Below are 17,379 nucleotides of genomic sequence, written 5' to 3'. Positions count from 1 at the left end.
ACTTTATTCCTCCAGTTGATGAAGACTACGGCTGCGAATCTCTTTCAGCAGCTTGTCTACGACTTCGTTTACGTCGAGGCTTCCCAGGTCTTTGCCACGGCGGGTACGAACGGCAACTTTGCCTGATTCGACCTCTTTATCACCGCACACCAACATGTAAGGAACCCGACGTAAAGTATGTTCGCGAATTTTAAAGCCAATCTTCTCATTTCTCAAGTCCGCTTTAACACGAATCCCTGCATCTTGCAGTTTTTTGGTCAATTGCTGGACATAATCAGACTGGCTATCGGTGATATTCATCACCACCACCTGCACCGGAGCAATCCAGGTTGGGTAAAACCCTGCGTACTCTTCGGTAAGGATACCGATGAAACGCTCCATGGAGCCCAAAATAGCACGGTGAATCATTACCGGTACCACGCGATCGTTGTTTTCGCCAACATACGACGCGCCTAAACGGCCCGGTAAGAAGAAATCGAGCTGCACGGTACCACATTGCCATGCACGATCCAAACAATCATGCAGAGTAAATTCAATTTTTGGTCCGTAGAAGGCGCCCTCACCCGGCTGATATTCAAACGGAATCCCGTTTTCGGTCAGCGCAGCAGCCAGATCCTCTTCCGCACGAGTCCACATATCGTCAGTGCCGATGCGCTTCTCAGGGCGGGTGGAGAGTTTAACTGCAATCTTTTCGAAGCCAAAGGTGCCGTAAACATCATAGACCATTCTGATGCATTCGTTCACTTCGGCACGCACCTGCTCTTCTGTACAGAAGATATGGGCGTCATCCTGAGTGAAACCACGCACGCGCATCAGGCCATGCAGAGAACCCGAAGGTTCGTTGCGGTGGCAACTGCCGAACTCGCCCATACGCAGCGGCAAGTCACGGTAAGACTTCAGGCCCTGGTTGAAAATCTGCACGTGTCCCGGGCAGTTCATCGGCTTGATGCAGTACTCGCGGTTTTCCGACGAGGTCGTGAACATGGCGTCTTTATAGTTTTCCCAGTGGCCGGTTTTTTCCCACAGCACACGGTCCATCATAAATGGCCCTTTCACTTCCTGATACTGGTACTCTTTGAGCTTCATGCGCACAAAGGCTTCCAGCTCGCGGAAAATCGTCCAGCCGTCGTTGTGCCAGAACACCATACCCGGCGCTTCTTCCTGCATATGATACAGGTCGAGCTGCTTGCCGATCTTGCGATGGTCACGCTTGGCGGCTTCTTCCAGACGCTGCAGGTAGGCATTCAGCTGTTTCTTGTCTGCCCAGGCAGTACCGTAGATACGCTGCAGCATTTTGTTTTTGCTGTCGCCACGCCAGTAGGCGCCCGAGGTTTTCTGCAGTTTGAAGTGATGGCAGAAACGCATGTTCGGCACGTGCGGACCGCGGCACATGTCGATATATTCTTCATGGTGATACAGGCCAGGACGGTCGTCATGGCTGATGTTCTCATCCAGAATCGCCACTTTGTAGTTTTCACCACGTGCGGCAAAGGTGTCGCGGGCTTCTTGCCAGCTGACCTTTTTCTTGATGACGTCATAATCTTTATCGGCCAACTCATGCATCCGCTTTTCCAGCAGATCCAGGTCTTCCTGCGTCAGGGTACGGTCAATATCAACGTCATAGTAGAAACCGTTGTCGATCACCGGGCCGATAGCCATTTTGGTGTCCGGCCACAGCTGCTTGATAGCATGGCCCAACAGGTGCGCGCAGGAGTGGCGCATGATTTCCAGGCCTTCGGCGTCCTTGATGGTGATAATCGCCAGTTGCGCATCGGATTCGATCAGATCGCCGGCATCAACCAGTTCACCGTTTACACGGCCGGCAATACAGGCTTTGGCCAAACCAGGGCCGATATCAAGGGCAACATCCAGGGGGGAAACGGCGCGGTCGAAATGACGCTGACTTCCGTCAGGAAGAGTAATAACAGGCATTAATGATTCCTTATCTACAGTGGTGACCCACACGACAGATCACATGAAGAAATACAATATCGTTTAACTACATGTTGTTATGAACGCTATTCAGCTTCACTCTGCCAAATATGTACCCTCATAAGCACACAATTTACGGTGTGCCATGGTGCGACGCCATAACGGAACGGGCAGTGTAACACTATGATTAGCGCGCCATCTACCGGAGAGTTTGTCAGGCTCGCGCTCATTTGCCGGCCGGCGTATTTTAAAATCTTGGTGAACGGTTTATCCGCAATGAGCAAGTAATAACATTGCGTAAATCAGCTATGGCGAAGCTTGCCCGCTACCGCTATTCTGTCGCCACTAACGGCTGAATTGAGACATACCCTCGCATCATGAACCGGTTATTCAAGTTACTTGTTGGCGTCTGCGTAGTGCTGGTGGCGAGTTTCACTCTGCTTCACCTCGGCACCGATCGCCACCCACGAGCCATTGCGGTCAACGAACCGCCGATGGAGTGCGAAGATACCCCGGACATTGCCAACGACTGTGTGAACGACGACGCCTCCGACGACACGGCACCTGAATTGATGCCACCCGATACACGGGGCTGATCGGGGCCGCATACACCGTCAACATGGTGTATTTTCACATGATATCCCTCTCTCACCATTGCCCGTGATCTCCCGGCAGGCTACTCTACTATTTTGCGCTGCATTACGGCGTTAACTGAAAACAGGGGTCTGCTTTATGTCGAGTATCATGCAGTTATTCCAGGCCATCGGATTGGGTCTGGTGCTGTTACTGCCGCTTGCCAACCCGCTTACCACCGTGGCGTTGTTGCTCGGCCTGTCGGGCAATATGACACGTGAAGAGCGCAATCAGCAGTCGCTGATGGCGTCGGTCTATGTTTTCCTCATCATGACAGTTGCGTTCTACGCCGGTCAGTTGGTCATGAACACCTTCGGTATCTCCATTCCCGGCCTGCGCATCGCCGGCGGGCTGATTGTGGCGTTTATCGGTTTTCGCATGCTTTTTCCGCAGCAAAGTGCAGAAAATGCGCCGGAGGTGGAAACCAAGTCAAACGAGTTGCGCAAAAAAACCTCGGTCAACATCGCCTTCGTGCCACTGGCCATGCCAAGCACCGCCGGTCCCGGCACCATCGCCATGATCATCAGTTCGGCGTCGAGCATTAAAGCTAACACGCTGGGATTTGAGCACTGGGTACTGTTGGTGGCGCCGGTGGCGATTTTTCTGTCGGTAGCGGTAATACTCTGGGGTTGCCTGAGAAGCTCCGGTGCCATTATGCGTCTGGTGGGCAAGAGCGGGATTGAAGCGATCTCGCGCCTGATGGGGTTCCTGCTGGTGTGTATGGGCGTGCAGTTCATTATCAACGGCGTGCTGGAGATTATCTCCACCTACACACCTGCGGCCTGATAAAACGGGCGCGGCTCAGTGAACCGCGCCCGCTATGCTTACTTCCCTACCGGTGCCTGAGCACCCAGAATCCCCTTGCCTTCCGGCACTTCGGTAAAGCGGCTGAGGATCTCGCTATAGGTTTTCGCCGGATCCAACGCGGTGAACTGATTCGGGTAGATAAACTTCGCCAGATACTCCAACCCAACGATGTTGTACGGGTGATTATAGAAGTTGTGGTAAATGCCGTAGAAACGGCCCTCTTTCACCGCCGAGAGTTGGGCAAAACCCGGACGCTGTTTCATGCGGTTGAAAGCCTCGTCAACCTGCTGCTGGGTAACGCCATAACCAAAGGGCACCGCAGCATTGGTTTTGCTGGCCCACTGGGAGCCGGAAACGATATAGGCATCCGGCTTCATGCTGATCACTTTTTCAAGCGAGACGTCGCCGGTGGCACCGGGCAGCAGTTCGGAACCCAGGTTGCGAGCACCCACGGCTTCGACCATCCCACCCCAGCCGACGTGCGAATGCGTGAAGCAGCAAGACTCAAGCCCGTTCAAACCGGCTTTCGCTTCGATAAACACCAGCGGCTTTGGCTCCACCGTTTTGGTTTTATCGAGGATGCTCTGATAATGCTGCTGGTAGAAATCGGTGTATTGCTTCGCTTCGCTCTCGCGGTTCAGGGTCTCCCCCAACAGTTGGATACTTTTCGGGGTGTTTTCCACCGGCTTCAGCATGGTATCGATAAACAACACCGGAATGTTCAACGCTTTCAGCTTGTCCAGTACGCCGGTCTGGCTCAACGACGGTTTGGAACGCAACTGCGCCACCATCAGATCGGGGTGTTTCGCTATCACGCTTTCCAGATTGATCTCGCCCTTGTCGCTGAAGCCCATATCGATAATGTTCTTCGCCTCAGGCCATTTGCTCTGCAGGATTTTCCAGGTTTCACCGTCGCTTTTCTTCAGCAGGTTGTTCCACGCCACCAGCCGGGTGAAGGGATCGGCGCGATCAAGCAAAGCCAGCGTCAAAATATCGCGCCCGTCCTGCACCACAACGCGTTTCGGCTCTTGTTTAATCGTCACGCTTTCACCGGAAGTGTCGGTCAGGGTCAACGGATAGGTGGTCGCCATCGCCTGAGCAGATAAAACGCAGGCGCAGGCCAATGCCAGCAGGGTGATTCGACGATGCACGTAAAGCTCCTTAGCGTAGAAAAATTCTCGGTAAATAATAATGAGAATGGCTTCTATTATCAAAGGCAACGCTAAGCAGATGACGGTTTAATTGAAAATGGATGTGAATCAGAAGGAAACTTGGCGCACCGGTTTCGGCGCGCCACAGAGGTTAAACCAGACCGTAAATCAGCGCAGAAAGCGCAATCAGGCCCATCACCAGCACGAAGATGTTGCTCGGCGCACGGTAGCGACGCATCGCGGGTACCGCACGCACCGCGTACATCGGCAAAATAAACAGGATTACCGCAATCAGCGGGCCGCTGATGGTTTCGATAATATGCAACGCGCTAGGGTTCCAGACCGTGGCTGCCCAGGTGAGCAGGAACAGCAGTACGGCGGAGAGGCGGTGCGTGATGCGCGAACTTAACGGCTTACCGACCGCTCGCGTCAAACCGTCAATCAGGCTGGTCGCCCCTTCGGTAACGCCAAGCGAGGTGCCGAGGTAGGACTTGGACATCGCCAGTATCGCCATCACCGGGCCAAGATAGGCAATCAGCGGATTGGAGAATTTGTTCGCCAGCGTGGTCAGCACGGTGATGTTCTGATCCTTCGCCTGCTGCATGTCCGCATGAGACAAGCTCAGCACGCAACTGAAGACAAAGAACAGCACGGTGACACAGATCAGCACGTAGCTATAACGCATGATGCGTGCGCAGCGGCGTTCAGCCTTGTCGCCATACAGGCTTTTCTGGGTAGAGGCGAAGGACGAAATAATCGGCGCATGGCTGAAGGAAAACACCATCACCGGTACCGCCAGCCACAACGAATGCCACAAATCCGGGCTGCTGAGCTGGGTGTTGGCCAGGCCGCTGACGAAGTTCGCCGTCTGCCAGGTCGGCATCAGGTACAGCGAAATGCCCATCAGGAACACCAGCAGCGGGAACACCAGCATGCCCATCGCCGCGACAATCGCGTTTTTACCGCGCAGCAGCACCAGATTCAACACCACCACCACCGCCAGACTCAGCCAGATACGCGGCAGCGGCGTCAGGTGAAACTGATGGATCAAGAAGCTGTCCAGGGCGTTGGTAATCGAAATGCTGTATACCAGCACGATCGGGAAAAATGCCATCAGGTACAACACCATGATGATTTTACCCGCCAGCACGCCAAAGTGTTCGACCACCACATCATGGATATTGCCGTCGCGGCTGGAACCGGAAAGCACAAAGCGGCTCAGTGCGCGATGCGGTAAATAGGTCAGAGGAAAAGCAAACAGTGCCATCAGCAACAGCACCAGCGGGCCGTTCAAACCGGCATTGATCGGCAGGAACAACGTGCCTGCGCCGACAGCGGTGGCATAGAGGCCAAACATCCACACCGTATCGGTTTTGTTCCATTTGGCCGCTTGGGTAGCGGCCTGCGTACCTGAATCGGGAGAAATCGTACTCATAGGAAAGCTCACCTTACTCTTCAGCGACAACGATTGCGCTCAATGGGATATCCTTCTCCGCGAATTTTTTAACATTAATCAAGGGATTAATGCAGTATTTCATTCTTGTGCTTGATAAAAGGATGGCAAAGGATAATTAAAAACGCTGCTCGGGTCTATCTCTTGGCGGCTAACTGCGCGCTTCATGAGCGATTTTCAGTGCGGGAATCGATGGCGAGAGGCAAAAAACAGGGGCCTCTGGAGGCCCCTGGCGGTTTACTTGTTGGCGTCCGGATGCTCCGGCACTTCGGCGCTACCCATCTCCTTCTCATTGCGGATCATCGTGCGATCTTTACGCACGTCGGCCACGTCCGAGGCATCGATAGGCTTGGCGCTGTTGCCCCAGCTGGAACGGATAAAGTTGACTACGTCCGCCACCTGCTGGTCGTTCAGGCGCCAACCGAACGGCGGCATGGTGAGGTTGGACACCGCCCCTTTCACCGCCGGCGTGGTATTGCCGGTCAGCACGATGTGGATCAGCGAGGTCGCATCGTCGGTTTGCACCACCGGGTTGCCCTTCAGTGCCGGGAAGGCGCGTTTGTAGCCCACACCGTCGGTACGGTGACAGGCCGCGCAGTTATCGACGTACAACGCCGCTCCTGGCTTGCTGTCGTTACCGCGCCACAGGTCCTTGGCAACGCTATCCTCGACCGGTGCCGCCTGCTGCTTGCCATCTTTCGGCGGCAGTGTTTTCAGATAGCGCGAGATCGCCGTCAGATCTTCATCGCTGAGATACTGCAGGCTGTGTTCAACCACATCGCTCATGCCGCCAAACACGATGGATTTATCGTTGCGACCGGTTTTCAGGAACTCGGTCAGTTCGGCTTCGCTCCAGGACCCCAATCCGTCCTTGGTGTCTCCGCGCAGGCTGGAGGCTACCCAACCGTCGATCGGCGCGTTGCTGCCGGACAGGTAGTTGTCGCCGTCGTTATTACTCAGCGATTTTTCCTGCATGGTGATACTGCGCGGCGTGTGACAGGCACCGCAGTGCCCCAATCCTTCCACCAGATAACGACCGCGCTCGACCACCGAATCGGCTTTGGCGTCAGCGACAAAATCCGCCGGCGTCGGTGCAAACATGCCGCGCCAAATACTCAACGGCCAGCGCATTGACAGCGGCCAGGGGATATCGGAATCCTTATTAGCCTGCTCCACCGGCTGCACGCCGTGCATGAAATAAGCGTACATGGCGCGCATGTCGTCCTCTTTCACCAGCGCGAACGACGGATAAGGCATTGCCGGGTACAAAGTGCTGCCGTTTTTGGCTACGCCCTTGCGCACCGCGTTATCGAAGTCTTCAAAGCTGTAATCACCGATACCGGTTTTTTTATCCGGCGAGATATTGGTGGAGTAAATGGTGCCGATCGGCGTTTCCATCGCCAAACCACCGGCAAACTCTTTACCGCTTTTACCGTTGGTGTGGCAGGCCACGCAGTCACCGGCACGCGCCAGATACTCGCCGCGTTTGATCAACTCGCTGCTGACCGTGGCGTCCTGCGCCCAAACGGAAAAACTCAATGCACTGAGAACCAGTGCGGGAACAAATGATTTCATCGATCGCCGTCCTTATGCCTGCACCAGAGGGCCTGGGTTTTTCAGATACTGCTCGCGAATCGCGCGGGCAGACCAGTAAGCCAACGCGGCCACGGTGCCGGTCGGGTTGTAACCCAGCCCCTGCGGGAAGGCCGACGCGCCGATGGAAAACACGTTGTGCACGTCCCAGCTTTGCAGATAGCGGTTTACCGCGCTGGTCTTCGGATCTTCTCCCATTACCGCACCGCCGTTCATGTGCGTGGTCTGGTAACTGGTGGTGTCAAAATGGCTGTTGGCATTTTTCGGGCTGCCGGCGATCAATTTCGGGTTCATCGCTTTGGCGATCGGCGCCATTTTGTCGTACATGAATTGCGCCATCTTGACGTCGTTTTCCTGCCAGTCGAACGTCATGCGCAGCAGCGGCTGACCAAACACGTTCTTGTAGGTGGGATCCAGGTCCAGATAGTTGCTGCGGTACGACTGGTGCGCGCCGTGGGCGTCCATCGACACGTGATGGGTGTAGGCGTCCGCCACTGCCGCTTTCCACTTGCTGCCCCAGGCTGGGGTGCCAGGAGGCGTCGGCAAGCCGGAAATCGGTTTGGTGCCCGCCTGGTTGACCCAGAATGGCGAACCGCCGACGAAACCTTCTTTGGCATGGTCGAAGTTATCGGCGTTGAAATCGTCCACCCCGACGCCGTTGCCGCCGGCACCGATGAACGGGTTGGTGAACACGTCTTTGTCGAAGAATGCCTTAATGGTGGTCAAGTTCTGATAGGCGAAATTACGCCCAACCACGCCCTCGCCGGTCACCGGATCGTAAGGTTTACCAATGCCGGACAACAGCATCAGATGCACGTTGTGGAATTGGAAAGCACCCAGGATCACCAGTTCCGCTGGCTGTTCAATTTCGCGGCCCTGCGCATCGACATAATTCACGCCGGTGGCGCGGGATTTGTCAGCGCTCAGGTTCACTTTCAGCACGTTGGCGTTGGTACGCAGCTCGAAGCGCTTCTCCATGCGCAACGCCGGCAAAATATTGACGTTCGGCGATGCCTTGGAATACATGTAGCAGGCGTAACCACTGCAGAAACCGCAGAAGTTGCACGGCCCCATCTGCGCGCCGTAGGGGTTGGTATAGGAGTCCGAGGTGTTGGCGGAAGGCAGATTATACGGGTGATAACCCACATCCCGCGCCGCCTTCTCGAACAGCTGCGCCGAAAAAGTATTCTTCTGCGCCGGCAGCGGGAAAGGATTCGACCGGTCGGCCGCGAACGGGTTACCGCCCTTTTGACTCACTTTCTGCCCGTTTACCGTCCAGGCGGTGCCGGAAGTGCCAAACACTTTTTCGGCTTTATCGAAGAACGGCTCCAGCTCGTCGTAAGTCACGCCGAAGTCCTGAATGGTCATGTCTTTCGGGATAAAACTCTTGCCGTAGCGCTCTTCATAGTGGCTGCGCATGCGCAACTCGATCGGGTCAACGCGAAAATGCACGCCGGACCAGTGCAGGCCCGCGCCACCTACGCCAGTGCCCGGCAGGAAGGCAGCCAGTTGGCGATAAGGCACTGCGGTTTGGCTGGTGTTATGCCGAATGGTCACGGTGCTTTTCGACAGATCCTGGAACAATTTGCGGCGGATATTATAGGTTAGCTCGTCAATCACCTGTGGGTAGGAGCCGTCCGGATAGGTATCGCGCATCGGGCCGCGCTCCAGCGCCACCACGTTCAGGCCCGCCTCGGTCAGTTCTTTGGCCATAATCGCGCCGACCCAGCCGAAGCCGACGATCACCGCGTCCACTTTTTTCATTACCGTTGCCATTGTTACCCCCTCTCCCCACGAATTGATACCGGCGGGAAGGGATAACGTTCCCCTCGCTCAACCCAGTCCATAAAGTCGGCGCGCGCGCCCGGAAAATTAATCAGCTTCCAGCCAACCATGTCTTTGTTGCCGCCATGGATTGGATCGCTAAAGAAACCTTCGCGGGTGTTTTGCAACAGGTAGGAAAAGAACAGTTTGGCCGGTAACTGCGAGAACTCCGCCTCACCTGATTCAAACTTCTGCAGCAGCGCATCCTGCAGTGCAGCGTCCAGCTCGGCAAAGGGTTTGCCGGCGGTTTTCTTGCAGTAGGCATCGGCGTCACTGATGCCCAGGTTGTAAATCTGTTTCGGCACCAGCGGTAGCTGGTAACCCATCTCTTTCGGCACATCCGGGTTGAATGGCCCTTGCATGTACCAGATTGAACCGGTGGCATACGGGGTATTCATCTGGCGATCGATAAACTCCGGCACGCCGGCTTCCAGGGCACCAGGGCCGCGATCGTCAGCCGGGATCAGGCGCGCCGCAGCAGCCTTGATAAATGCCCATTCTTCCGGGGTGAAAAACGTGGGCTGGTAGTCCGTTGGGGTGTCTGTAGCTGCAACAGCAGGCATGGGTGTCGTCAGGGCAGTGACGCCACTGCCGCCAATCACCGCTGCGGGAATTAAAGTCATCGATTTCAGCAGGAAATCGCGCCGTGAGTTGTTAGTTTTATCGTCCGACATGTCACATTCCATCCAAAGATAATCACAACTATTTAACCTCAACCTTGTGAACATTGCGGGATTTAAAAATAATTTGTTACGTATTTGTCTATTTTTTGAAGGTTACTTTGTGAACTCAAGCTAAAATGTTACCGGTAACTTATTGAATGAGCGTAAAGAAATGACCGTTAATGTAAAATTAACTATTTGTGCGGTTTTTGAGGTAACAGGATGGGAAATAACGAAAAATGCGAGATACGTCGCGATGTTGTCGCGTCGATAAAGAAAAACCGGCCGCTGGGAGCGACCGGTTTTAGTGAGAAATAAAGCTTACTGCGACATCGCCTGATAGGCCGTCGTGACCTTCCATAAATAGCGCGGCGCTTGCGGGGCCGGGTGCTTTTTCTGGATGTGCTGGTAAAACTCATCCGGGCTCATCTGATTAATGCGGTTTACCGCCACACGCTTGTCTGATGAGAACGTGCGCAACATGGCACCTGCCCCATTGACATAAGAAACGATGGTGGCGTAACGCAAGGTCTGTGGGTTGTTGATCCCGGCTAGCTGCTGGCTTTGAAGAATATTGATATAGGCCGTTCCCAGATCAATATTGACCGCCGGATCCTTCAACTCACGCGAGCTGGGCTGCCCACTTCTTCCTTTCATACGATAGGCATCACGCCCGGCGGTTGAAGGTTTCAGCTGCATTAATCCCACGGCGTTCGAGGTGCTGACCACGTTCGGGTTAAACCCGGACTCCACCTGAATAATCGCTTTAATCAGCGTTTCGTCAACGCCATAACTGCTGGCGGCCTGACGAATGTAATCGTTATAGGCTATCGGCGTCCCTGTGCGGTTAACCGGAGCCTGCGGGGGAGTTTTTAACCAACCGCCGCGCGATGTGCCACTGCCTGAAATAGTACTTGTCGTTTGCGGGTCTTTGGCGCACCCCGACAAAAGCAAAATTGCCGTCAGGCAACCGATTTTTGTTTTCACAGAATCCCTCACTCCTTTCAATGGGTTGCGTAGCATATACAACTTGTAAGGACGCCTGCATAATTTTTTTGGTCTAATCTCAAGCTATTCATATACCAAGAGGTGATTTATGAGTCAATCTGCGACGACGTGTTTTGTGGTGACTTTCCGCTATCAGGAAGAAGGATTGGCTGATTTGGCCAAGCTTACCGGACAATTAACCCGCGATGGATTTGTCACTTCGGTGACAGATGAACAGGGCATTCCGCATCCGTTGAGCAGCAACAGTTTTGCGTTTATAACCTCATTGGATCAACAGGATGTACAACAGTTGGCGCAAAAGCTCGGGGAGGTTGCCCTGGGGAAAACGCCGGAAGTCGACATAGCCCGCTATGAGGAGTACGTTAAGCGGTTACATACTGATACATAAAATGCTATAACTCACCTGACGGTATTATTTTTGCAATGGATTGATAACCTGCCGTCAGCCTGAAGGTGACGCTTGACTTTGCTATAAATGATATTGATAATCATTTTTCATTTGAGCCAGGAGATGTCACCATGTTTTTGAAACAACGCGCTTTTCCCCGCCAGCCACTCATTCAGGCTACGGCGTTTTACCGCCCTTTTGCCCTGCTGTGGCTGCTGCTTGTCGCGGGCCTCGCCAGCAATCCCGCTTTAGCGGAAAAGAAACTGCGCGTGGTGACGACCTTCACCATCATTCAGGACATCGCTCAAAACGTGGCCGGCGACGCCGCGGTGGTTGAGTCTATTACCAAACCGGGAGCGGAGATCCACGATTATCAGCCAACGCCACGCGATATCGTTAAAGCGCAGCACGCCGATTTGATCCTGTGGAACGGCATGAACCTCGAACGTTGGTTCCAACGCTTCTTCGAGAACATCAAACAGGTTCCCGCCGCCGTGGTAACCGAAGGCATCACCCCGCTGCCAATCCGCGAAGGGCCGTATAACGGCAACCCGAATCCGCATGCCTGGATGTCTGCCAGCAATGCGCTCATCTATATAGAAAACATCCGTAAAGCCCTGGTGCAGCACGACCCGGCCAACGCAGAAACCTATAACCGCAACGCCAAAGCCTATGCCGCCAAAATCAGCGCACTGGATGCCCCGCTGCGCGAGCGCCTGTCGCGTATTCCCGCAGCCCAACGTTGGTTGGTTACCAGCGAAGGCGCATTCAGCTATCTGGCGAAAGACTATCAGTTGAAAGAAGTCTATCTGTGGCCAATTAACGCCGACGAGCAAGGTTCGCCGCAGCAAGTTCGTCGGGTCATCGACGCCGTTCGCGCCAACCGCATTCCGGTGGTCTTCAGCGAAAGCACCATCTCCGACAAACCGGCCAGGCAGGTGGCGAAAGAAACCGGAGCGAAGTACGGCGGCGTGCTGTATGTCGATTCGTTGTCCACCCAGGGCGGCCCGGTACCGACGTATATAGACCTGCTGAACGTCACCGTACAAACCATCGCCAAAGGATTTGATCAATGACCACCGAGGTTTTTGTCCGCCCTGAGCTGATCGTGGATGACGTTACCGTGACCTATAACAACGGCCATACCGCGATCCACAACGCCAGTTTTAACCTGAGCGGCGGCGCCATTTGCGCGTTGGTCGGCGTCAACGGCAGCGGCAAGTCGACGCTGTTCAAAAGCATCATGGGGCTGGTCAAACCCACCACCGGCCGTGTGCAGTTGAACGACAAACCGGTGGCGCAAGCGCTGAAAAAAAATATTATTGCCTATGTCCCGCAAACCGAAGACGTCGACTGGAACTTCCCGGTCCTGGTGGAAGACGTAGTGATGATGGGCCGCTACGGCAAGATGAATTTTCTGCGCATTCCCTCCCGGGAAGACCGACTGCGCGTCGACAAGGCTCTGGAGCGCGTTGGCCTGAGCGAACTGCGCACCCGCCAGATCGGCGAGCTTTCCGGTGGGCAGAAAAAACGGGTGTTCCTGGCGCGGGCGCTGGCGCAACAAGGTTCCGTGCTGCTGCTGGATGAACCCTTCACCGGCGTGGACGTCAAAACCGAGAACGCAATTATCGATCTGCTGCGCGCGTTGCGTGATGAGGGTCACCTGATCCTGGTTTCCACCCATAACCTGGGCAGCGTGCCGGAATTCTGCGACCGGGTGATCCTGATTAACCGCACGGTGCTGGCCGCCGGCCCAACCGAAACCACCTTTACCCAAAGCAACCTGGAGCAGGCGTTCGGCGGCGTGTTGCGCCATATCAACCTGTCCGGCCCGGATCTGCATGACGATAACGATCCGCGCACCGTGACGGTATTGACCGATGACGAACGTCCGGCGGTGTTCTATGGCCATACCAAGAGCGACCCTCCGGCGCAAAGCCAGCCAAAGGAGAAGCAACTCTGATGCTGGACATTTTGCTGCAACCCTTCAATTACAACTACATGGTCAAAGCGATCTGGGTCAGCGCCATCGTCGGTGCCGCCTGCGCGTTCCTGTCGGCCTATCTGATGCTGAAAGGCTGGTCGCTGATGGGCGATGCGCTGTCGCACTCGGTGGTGCCTGGCGTCGCCGGGGCCTATGCCCTTGGTCTGCCGTACGCCGCCGGGGCCTTCTTCACCGGCATGCTGGCCGCGCTCGCCATGACGCTGGTACGCCACGTCACCCGCCTGCGCGAAGACGCAATCATCGGCTTTATTTTTTCGACCTTCTTCGCCGTTGGGCTGCTGATCATTTCACTCAATCCTACGTCGATTAACGTGCAGTCGATTATCTTCGGCAATATTCTCGGCATCGCCGACGAAGACGTACTGCAAGTCGAGATTATCATCGGCGTCTCGCTGCTGATTCTGTGCCTGGTGTGGAAAGACCTGCTGGCGGTGTTCTTTGACGAAAGCCACGCGGTGTCGATTGGTCTGTCGCCGCTGCGGATGAAAATCCTGTTCTTCACCCTGCTCAGCGCCTGCACCGTCGCGGCATTACAAACCGTCGGGGCGATTTTGGTGATCGCCATGGTGATTACGCCAGGCGCCACCGCCTATCTGCTGACCGACCGCTTTAGCCGTTTAGTGATCATCGCCATCGTCATCGGCGCGCTGACCAGCGGTGTCGGTGCCTACCTGAGCTTCTTCCTTGACGGCGCTACCGGCGGCGTGATCGTGACCCTGCAGACGCTGGTGTTTCTGACGGCGTTTTTCTTCGCCCCCAAACACGGCCTGCTGGCGTCCCGGCGCCGCGTAGCCCGTGAACAGACCGGAGGCCACTGATGGAAACCCTGTATCAACTGCTCAGCGAACCCTTCGCCTACCCGTTTATGCAGCGGGCGATCCTGGCCGCTATCGTTACCGGCGTGGTGTGTGCGGTGCTGTCGTGCTATCTGGTGCTCAAAGGCTGGTCGCTGATGGGCGATGCTATCTCTCATGCTGTTCTGCCCGGCATTGTCGTGGCGTTCGTGCTTGGCATCCCGGTGGTTATCGGCGCGTTTTTCTCCGGCATTTTCTGCGCGGTAGCCACCGGCTATCTGAAAGAGAACAGCCGGGTGAAAGAGGACACGGTGATGGGCATCGTTTTCTCCGGCATGTTCGCCTTCGGGCTGGTACTGTTTTCCCGCGTCGATACCGATCAGCATCTGAGCCACATCCTGTTCGGCAATATGCTGGGGATTACCGACGCCGAGCTGAAACAAACGCTGCTGATTGCCGGCATCACGCTGGTGGTGGTGTTGCTCAAGCGCAAAGATCTGATGCTCTACTGTTTCGACCCGAGCCATGCCAGAGTCATCGGTCTGCCGGTAAAACTGCTGCATTATGGGCTGCTGTGCCTGCTGGCGCTGACGATTGTCGCTTCTCTGCAGGCAGTCGGGGTGATACTGGTGATTGCGATGCTGATAGCGCCAGGCATTATTGCCTTTATGCTGTGTCGCAGTTTTGATCGCATGCTGATCATCGCAACTCTGGTGTCGGTATTCTCCTGCGTGCTCGGCACCCTGATCAGCTTTCACATCGACGGTGCCACCGGCCCCTGTATTGTGATCGTCCAAGCAGTTGCTTTTATTGTCGCCCTGTTCTACAGCAAACTCAGGCCGTTACAACGTCACGAAGAGGCGTTGCTCAGCGAGAAACCTTAACGCTTGCGGCGGTGCGCCCCCTCACCGCCGCAAGCGTTATTGCTGCCGGTAGATATCTGGCCGGACGATATGCCAGACATAGTCCTGACGATTCACCGCTTCATATCCCACTTTTTGATACAGCCACGGCGCGGTACCGGTCACCAGCATAACGCGCCGCAACCGCTGCAGCACGGGATGTTCCAGCGTGCAGTCCATCAACCAGCGGGCCAGCCCACGCCCCTGATAATCCGGCGCGACAAACACATCGCACAGATAACCGAAGGTGGCGTAATCCGTCACCAGACGCGCAAAACCTATCTGTTGCCGGTAATGATAGAGGCCAAAACACAGGCTGTTGTCGATGGAAAGTTGCACCGTCTCCTGCGAAATGCCTGACGCCCAACTCGAGGTGGTCAAAAATGCGTGGGTGAACGCCAAATTTAATTCACTTTTATCCGTATCGATCAGGTATTCGTCGCGCTGCCACTGCGGGTTCTGCTCCATAACTCCCTCATCTTATTGATTATAAAATATCATTCTATAAGTACCCCTCTGGCGCCAACCTGATAAACATCGCTCCGGTGCCACGAAGTTGCAATAGGCCACGTGCTTAAATGAATCAATAGCGTATATACTTTGAGCAAACGCGACTGGCGAAAAAATCGCCTGCCGTCGGTGCCAGCTGTGCGCCAGGTCGTGTTTTCGGAACGGTAAAGAGGCTAACCTAATGAATTCGCAGGCAACACAGAGGGGGTGTACCATGTGGCAAGCCGTTAGCCGTCTGTTAAGTGAACATCTTGGCAGCGCAGAAATCCGCGAAAGGACTGAACTGCCCGGGGGAGAAATCCATCCGGCGTGGCGCGTGAGTTACGGTGACAACGAGGTATTTGTCAAATGTGATGCCCGCGAAATGCTACCGATCTTTACCGCCGAAGCCGATCAGCTGGCCTTACTGGCACGCAGTAAAACCGTGCGGGTGCCGCAGGTTTATGGCGTCGGCAGCGATCGTGACTACAGCTTCCTGCTGCTGGAATACCAGCCGCTGAAACCCTTCAACGCCCACGACGCTCATTGCCTCGGCCAACAGCTGGCCCATCTGCATAAATGGAGTGAACAGCCACAGTTCGGCCTCGACTTCGATAACGATTTGACCACCACCCCGCAACCCAATGCCTGGCAGCGCCGCTGGTCGGAATTCTTTGCCGAGCAGCGCATCGGTTGGCAGTTGCAGTTGGCGGCGGAGAAAGGCATGACCTTTGGTGATATTGATGAAATTATCGACGTAGTGTATTTACGCCTGCAGCACCATCAGCCGCAACCTTCACTGCTGCACGGTAACCTGTGGCCGGGAAACTGCGGCATGACCGCCGACGGTCCGATCCTGTTCGATCCTGCCAGCTACTGGGGCGATCGCGAGTGCGATCTGGCGATGCTGCCGCTGCACCCTGAGCTCCCGCCGCAGATTTATGACGGGTATCAGAGTGTCTGGCCGTTGGAACATGGCTTTATTGAACGCCAGCCGCTGTATCAGCTGTATTACCTGCTTAACCACAGCAACCTGTTCGGCGGCCAGCATCTGGTCAAGGCGCAACGTGCAATAGACGCGTTGCTGCATCCTCAAGCCCGATAGTGTCAAGGCGCTGAATCCAGCGCCTTGACCTGGCCTGGTCTTAAGCCGCGCCGGCCAGTTGGCCGAGTAACTTGATGACGAACCAGGCAATGACCGCGATCACGACCGGCAGAATGTACAACGGGAAGTACTGCAGAAAAATGGTGTGGCGTGGCAGCGTGATGCGCTCTTCCAGTTGCACACGCGTATGCCCTTCACTGCCCTTGGCCTGCTCGAGGATCATCTGGTCCTCCAGGCCTTCACGGATAAACCTCACCTGGCGCGACATGCGTGCGCCTGAGGCTTGCAACGCCAGCCCGACAAAAATCAAAAAATAGATAACGATAAACATCAAATTGGCGCCGCTGAACAGGCTTTTCGCTACGTCCGGCACCGGCGAGTTATACCAAAAGATATTCAGGAACGGCGTATTGAAGCGCACCATGTCCACCATGACGTGGACAAAATCCAGCATCACCGCATTGATGCCTTTGGTCTTCTCACTGTGTTGATAGAAAAACAGCAGCAGCGAGATCAGCGTTGACAGCAACGCAGGGATGAAAACTACCCAGCCAAGAATACGTTTCACAATGGCGATGCGCCCAGCCTGTTGATACGTCATGTGTTCCCCTTGTAAGCGACGTAACCGTAATT

General features: G+C 55.2%; 17 protein-coding genes. 8 read left to right on the top strand and 9 right to left on the bottom strand.

The genetic code is table 11. The features are described from left to right. Window positions 1-3: 3 nt before the first annotated feature. The gene (thrS, locus tag JEM67_RS12280; protein WP_013812632.1) at window positions 4-1,932 is read right to left on the bottom strand and encodes a threonine--tRNA ligase; all 1,929 of its coding nucleotides are present in this window, start codon (window positions 1,930-1,932) and stop codon (window positions 4-6) included. Between the two features lie 377 nt (window positions 1,933-2,309). Here thrS and JEM67_RS12275 point away from each other — a divergent pair, with 377 nt between their 5' ends. Continuing rightward, window positions 2,310-2,528, top strand: coding sequence for a hypothetical protein (locus tag JEM67_RS12275; protein WP_013812630.1), 219 nt, complete (start codon window positions 2,310-2,312; stop codon window positions 2,526-2,528). Window positions 2,529-2,664: 136 nt separating this feature from the next. After that, a complete protein-coding gene (locus tag JEM67_RS12270) occupies window positions 2,665-3,351 on the top strand; it encodes a MarC family NAAT transporter (protein ID WP_233527865.1) in 687 nt (228 codons plus the stop codon). 38 nt (window positions 3,352-3,389) lie between these two features. Here JEM67_RS12270 and JEM67_RS12265 read toward each other — a convergent pair whose 3' ends face one another. From JEM67_RS12265 to JEM67_RS12240, 6 genes are all read right to left on the bottom strand, one after another. Beyond that, window positions 3,390-4,523 (bottom strand): ABC transporter substrate-binding protein, encoded by a 1,134-nt coding sequence (locus tag JEM67_RS12265; protein ID WP_199639060.1) that lies wholly within the window; start codon window positions 4,521-4,523, stop codon window positions 3,390-3,392. A 151-nt stretch (window positions 4,524-4,674) separates the two neighbouring features. Next, a complete protein-coding gene (locus JEM67_RS12260) occupies window positions 4,675-5,958 on the bottom strand; it encodes an HAAAP family serine/threonine permease (RefSeq protein WP_199639058.1) in 1,284 nt (427 codons plus the stop codon). 255 nt (window positions 5,959-6,213) lie between these two features. Further along, window positions 6,214-7,551 carry a cytochrome c gene (locus tag JEM67_RS12255; RefSeq protein ID WP_199639056.1) on the bottom strand — a complete coding sequence of 446 codons (1,338 nt, stop codon included), beginning with the start codon at window positions 7,549-7,551 and terminating at the stop codon, window positions 6,214-6,216. 12 nt (window positions 7,552-7,563) lie between these two features. Beyond that, window positions 7,564-9,345 carry a GMC family oxidoreductase gene (locus JEM67_RS12250; RefSeq protein WP_199639054.1) on the bottom strand — a complete coding sequence of 594 codons (1,782 nt, stop codon included), beginning with the start codon at window positions 9,343-9,345 and terminating at the stop codon, window positions 7,564-7,566. Between the two features lie 2 nt (window positions 9,346-9,347). Beyond that, window positions 9,348-10,067: a gluconate 2-dehydrogenase subunit 3 family protein gene (locus JEM67_RS12245; RefSeq protein WP_199639052.1), complete on the bottom strand. Its 720-nt coding sequence runs from the start codon at window positions 10,065-10,067 to the stop codon at window positions 9,348-9,350. 309 nt (window positions 10,068-10,376) lie between these two features. Then, window positions 10,377-11,042 (bottom strand): transglycosylase SLT domain-containing protein, encoded by a 666-nt coding sequence (locus JEM67_RS12240; RefSeq protein WP_013812624.1) that lies wholly within the window; start codon window positions 11,040-11,042, stop codon window positions 10,377-10,379. A gap of 109 nt (window positions 11,043-11,151) precedes the next feature. Here JEM67_RS12240 and ghoS point away from each other — a divergent pair, with 109 nt between their 5' ends. The 5 genes from ghoS (at window position 11,152) to JEM67_RS12215 (ending at window position 15,134) form a co-directional block, all read left to right on the top strand. Then, window positions 11,152-11,451 (top strand): type V toxin-antitoxin system endoribonuclease antitoxin GhoS, encoded by a 300-nt coding sequence (gene ghoS / locus JEM67_RS12235; protein ID WP_013812623.1) that lies wholly within the window; start codon window positions 11,152-11,154, stop codon window positions 11,449-11,451. Window positions 11,452-11,582: 131 nt separating this feature from the next. Then, window positions 11,583-12,527: a metal ABC transporter substrate-binding protein gene (locus JEM67_RS12230; RefSeq protein ID WP_013812622.1), complete on the top strand. Its 945-nt coding sequence runs from the start codon at window positions 11,583-11,585 to the stop codon at window positions 12,525-12,527. Further along, on the top strand, window positions 12,524-13,414 hold the full coding sequence (locus JEM67_RS12225; RefSeq protein ID WP_013812621.1) for a manganese/iron ABC transporter ATP-binding protein: 891 nt from the start codon (window positions 12,524-12,526) through the stop codon (window positions 13,412-13,414). The genes JEM67_RS12230 and JEM67_RS12225 overlap by 4 nt, the downstream gene beginning before the upstream one ends. Next, a complete protein-coding gene (gene yfeC / locus JEM67_RS12220) occupies window positions 13,414-14,274 on the top strand; it encodes an iron/manganese ABC transporter permease subunit YfeC (protein ID WP_199639050.1) in 861 nt (286 codons plus the stop codon). The genes JEM67_RS12225 and yfeC overlap by 1 nt, the downstream gene beginning before the upstream one ends. Continuing rightward, window positions 14,274-15,134, top strand: a complete 861-nt coding sequence (locus JEM67_RS12215) for a metal ABC transporter permease (RefSeq protein WP_199639048.1) — start codon at window positions 14,274-14,276, stop codon at window positions 15,132-15,134. The genes yfeC and JEM67_RS12215 overlap by 1 nt, the downstream gene beginning before the upstream one ends. A gap of 36 nt (window positions 15,135-15,170) precedes the next feature. On the opposite strand, the gene JEM67_RS12210 is transcribed toward JEM67_RS12215, so the two are convergent. Beyond that, window positions 15,171-15,620, bottom strand: coding sequence for a GNAT family N-acetyltransferase (locus JEM67_RS12210; protein WP_199639046.1), 450 nt, complete (start codon window positions 15,618-15,620; stop codon window positions 15,171-15,173). Between the two features lie 256 nt (window positions 15,621-15,876). On the opposite strand from JEM67_RS12210, the gene JEM67_RS12205 reads away from it, so the two are divergent. Continuing rightward, entirely contained in the window at window positions 15,877-16,746 is an 870-nt protein-coding gene (locus JEM67_RS12205; RefSeq protein ID WP_199639044.1) for a fructosamine kinase family protein, read from the top strand. 40 nt (window positions 16,747-16,786) lie between these two features. On the opposite strand, the gene JEM67_RS12200 is transcribed toward JEM67_RS12205, so the two are convergent. After that, complete coding sequence (locus JEM67_RS12200; protein ID WP_013812616.1) at window positions 16,787-17,347, bottom strand: YniB family protein; 561 nt, start codon at window positions 17,345-17,347, stop codon at window positions 16,787-16,789. Window positions 17,348-17,379: the final 32 nt, after the last annotated feature.

Source organism: Serratia sp. PAMC26656, from assembly GCF_016469055.2.
Taxonomy (GTDB): Bacteria; Pseudomonadota; Gammaproteobacteria; order Enterobacterales; family Enterobacteriaceae; genus Serratia; species Serratia plymuthica.
This window is presented reverse-complemented; position numbering and strand designations above follow the sequence as displayed.

Excerpts from the sequence above, each read along its gene's own strand:
- JEM67_RS12205 (WP_199639044.1), top strand. The coding sequence starts at position 15,877 with ATGTGGCAAGCCGTTAGCCGTCTGTTAAGTGAACATCTTGGCAGCGCA.
- JEM67_RS12225 (WP_013812621.1), top strand. The coding sequence starts at position 12,524 with ATGACCACCGAGGTTTTTGTCCGCCCTGAGCTGATCGTGGATGACGTT.
- JEM67_RS12230 (WP_013812622.1), top strand. The coding sequence starts at position 11,583 with ATGTTTTTGAAACAACGCGCTTTTCCCCGCCAGCCACTCATTCAGGCT.
- yfeC (WP_199639050.1), top strand. The coding sequence starts at position 13,414 with ATGCTGGACATTTTGCTGCAACCCTTCAATTACAACTACATGGTCAAA.
- JEM67_RS12210 (WP_199639046.1), bottom strand. The coding sequence starts at position 15,620 with ATGGAGCAGAACCCGCAGTGGCAGCGCGACGAATACCTGATCGATACG.
- JEM67_RS12260 (WP_199639058.1), bottom strand. The coding sequence starts at position 5,958 with ATGAGTACGATTTCTCCCGATTCAGGTACGCAGGCCGCTACCCAAGCG.
- JEM67_RS12250 (WP_199639054.1), bottom strand. The coding sequence starts at position 9,345 with ATGGCAACGGTAATGAAAAAAGTGGACGCGGTGATCGTCGGCTTCGGC.
- ghoS (WP_013812623.1), top strand. The coding sequence starts at position 11,152 with ATGAGTCAATCTGCGACGACGTGTTTTGTGGTGACTTTCCGCTATCAG.
- JEM67_RS12270 (WP_233527865.1), top strand. The coding sequence starts at position 2,665 with ATGTCGAGTATCATGCAGTTATTCCAGGCCATCGGATTGGGTCTGGTG.
- JEM67_RS12255 (WP_199639056.1), bottom strand. The coding sequence starts at position 7,551 with ATGAAATCATTTGTTCCCGCACTGGTTCTCAGTGCATTGAGTTTTTCC.
- JEM67_RS12215 (WP_199639048.1), top strand. The coding sequence starts at position 14,274 with ATGGAAACCCTGTATCAACTGCTCAGCGAACCCTTCGCCTACCCGTTT.
- thrS (WP_013812632.1), bottom strand. The coding sequence starts at position 1,932 with ATGCCTGTTATTACTCTTCCTGACGGAAGTCAGCGTCATTTCGACCGC.
- JEM67_RS12245 (WP_199639052.1), bottom strand. The coding sequence starts at position 10,067 with ATGTCGGACGATAAAACTAACAACTCACGGCGCGATTTCCTGCTGAAA.
- JEM67_RS12275 (WP_013812630.1), top strand. The coding sequence starts at position 2,310 with ATGAACCGGTTATTCAAGTTACTTGTTGGCGTCTGCGTAGTGCTGGTG.
- JEM67_RS12200 (WP_013812616.1), bottom strand. The coding sequence starts at position 17,347 with ATGACGTATCAACAGGCTGGGCGCATCGCCATTGTGAAACGTATTCTT.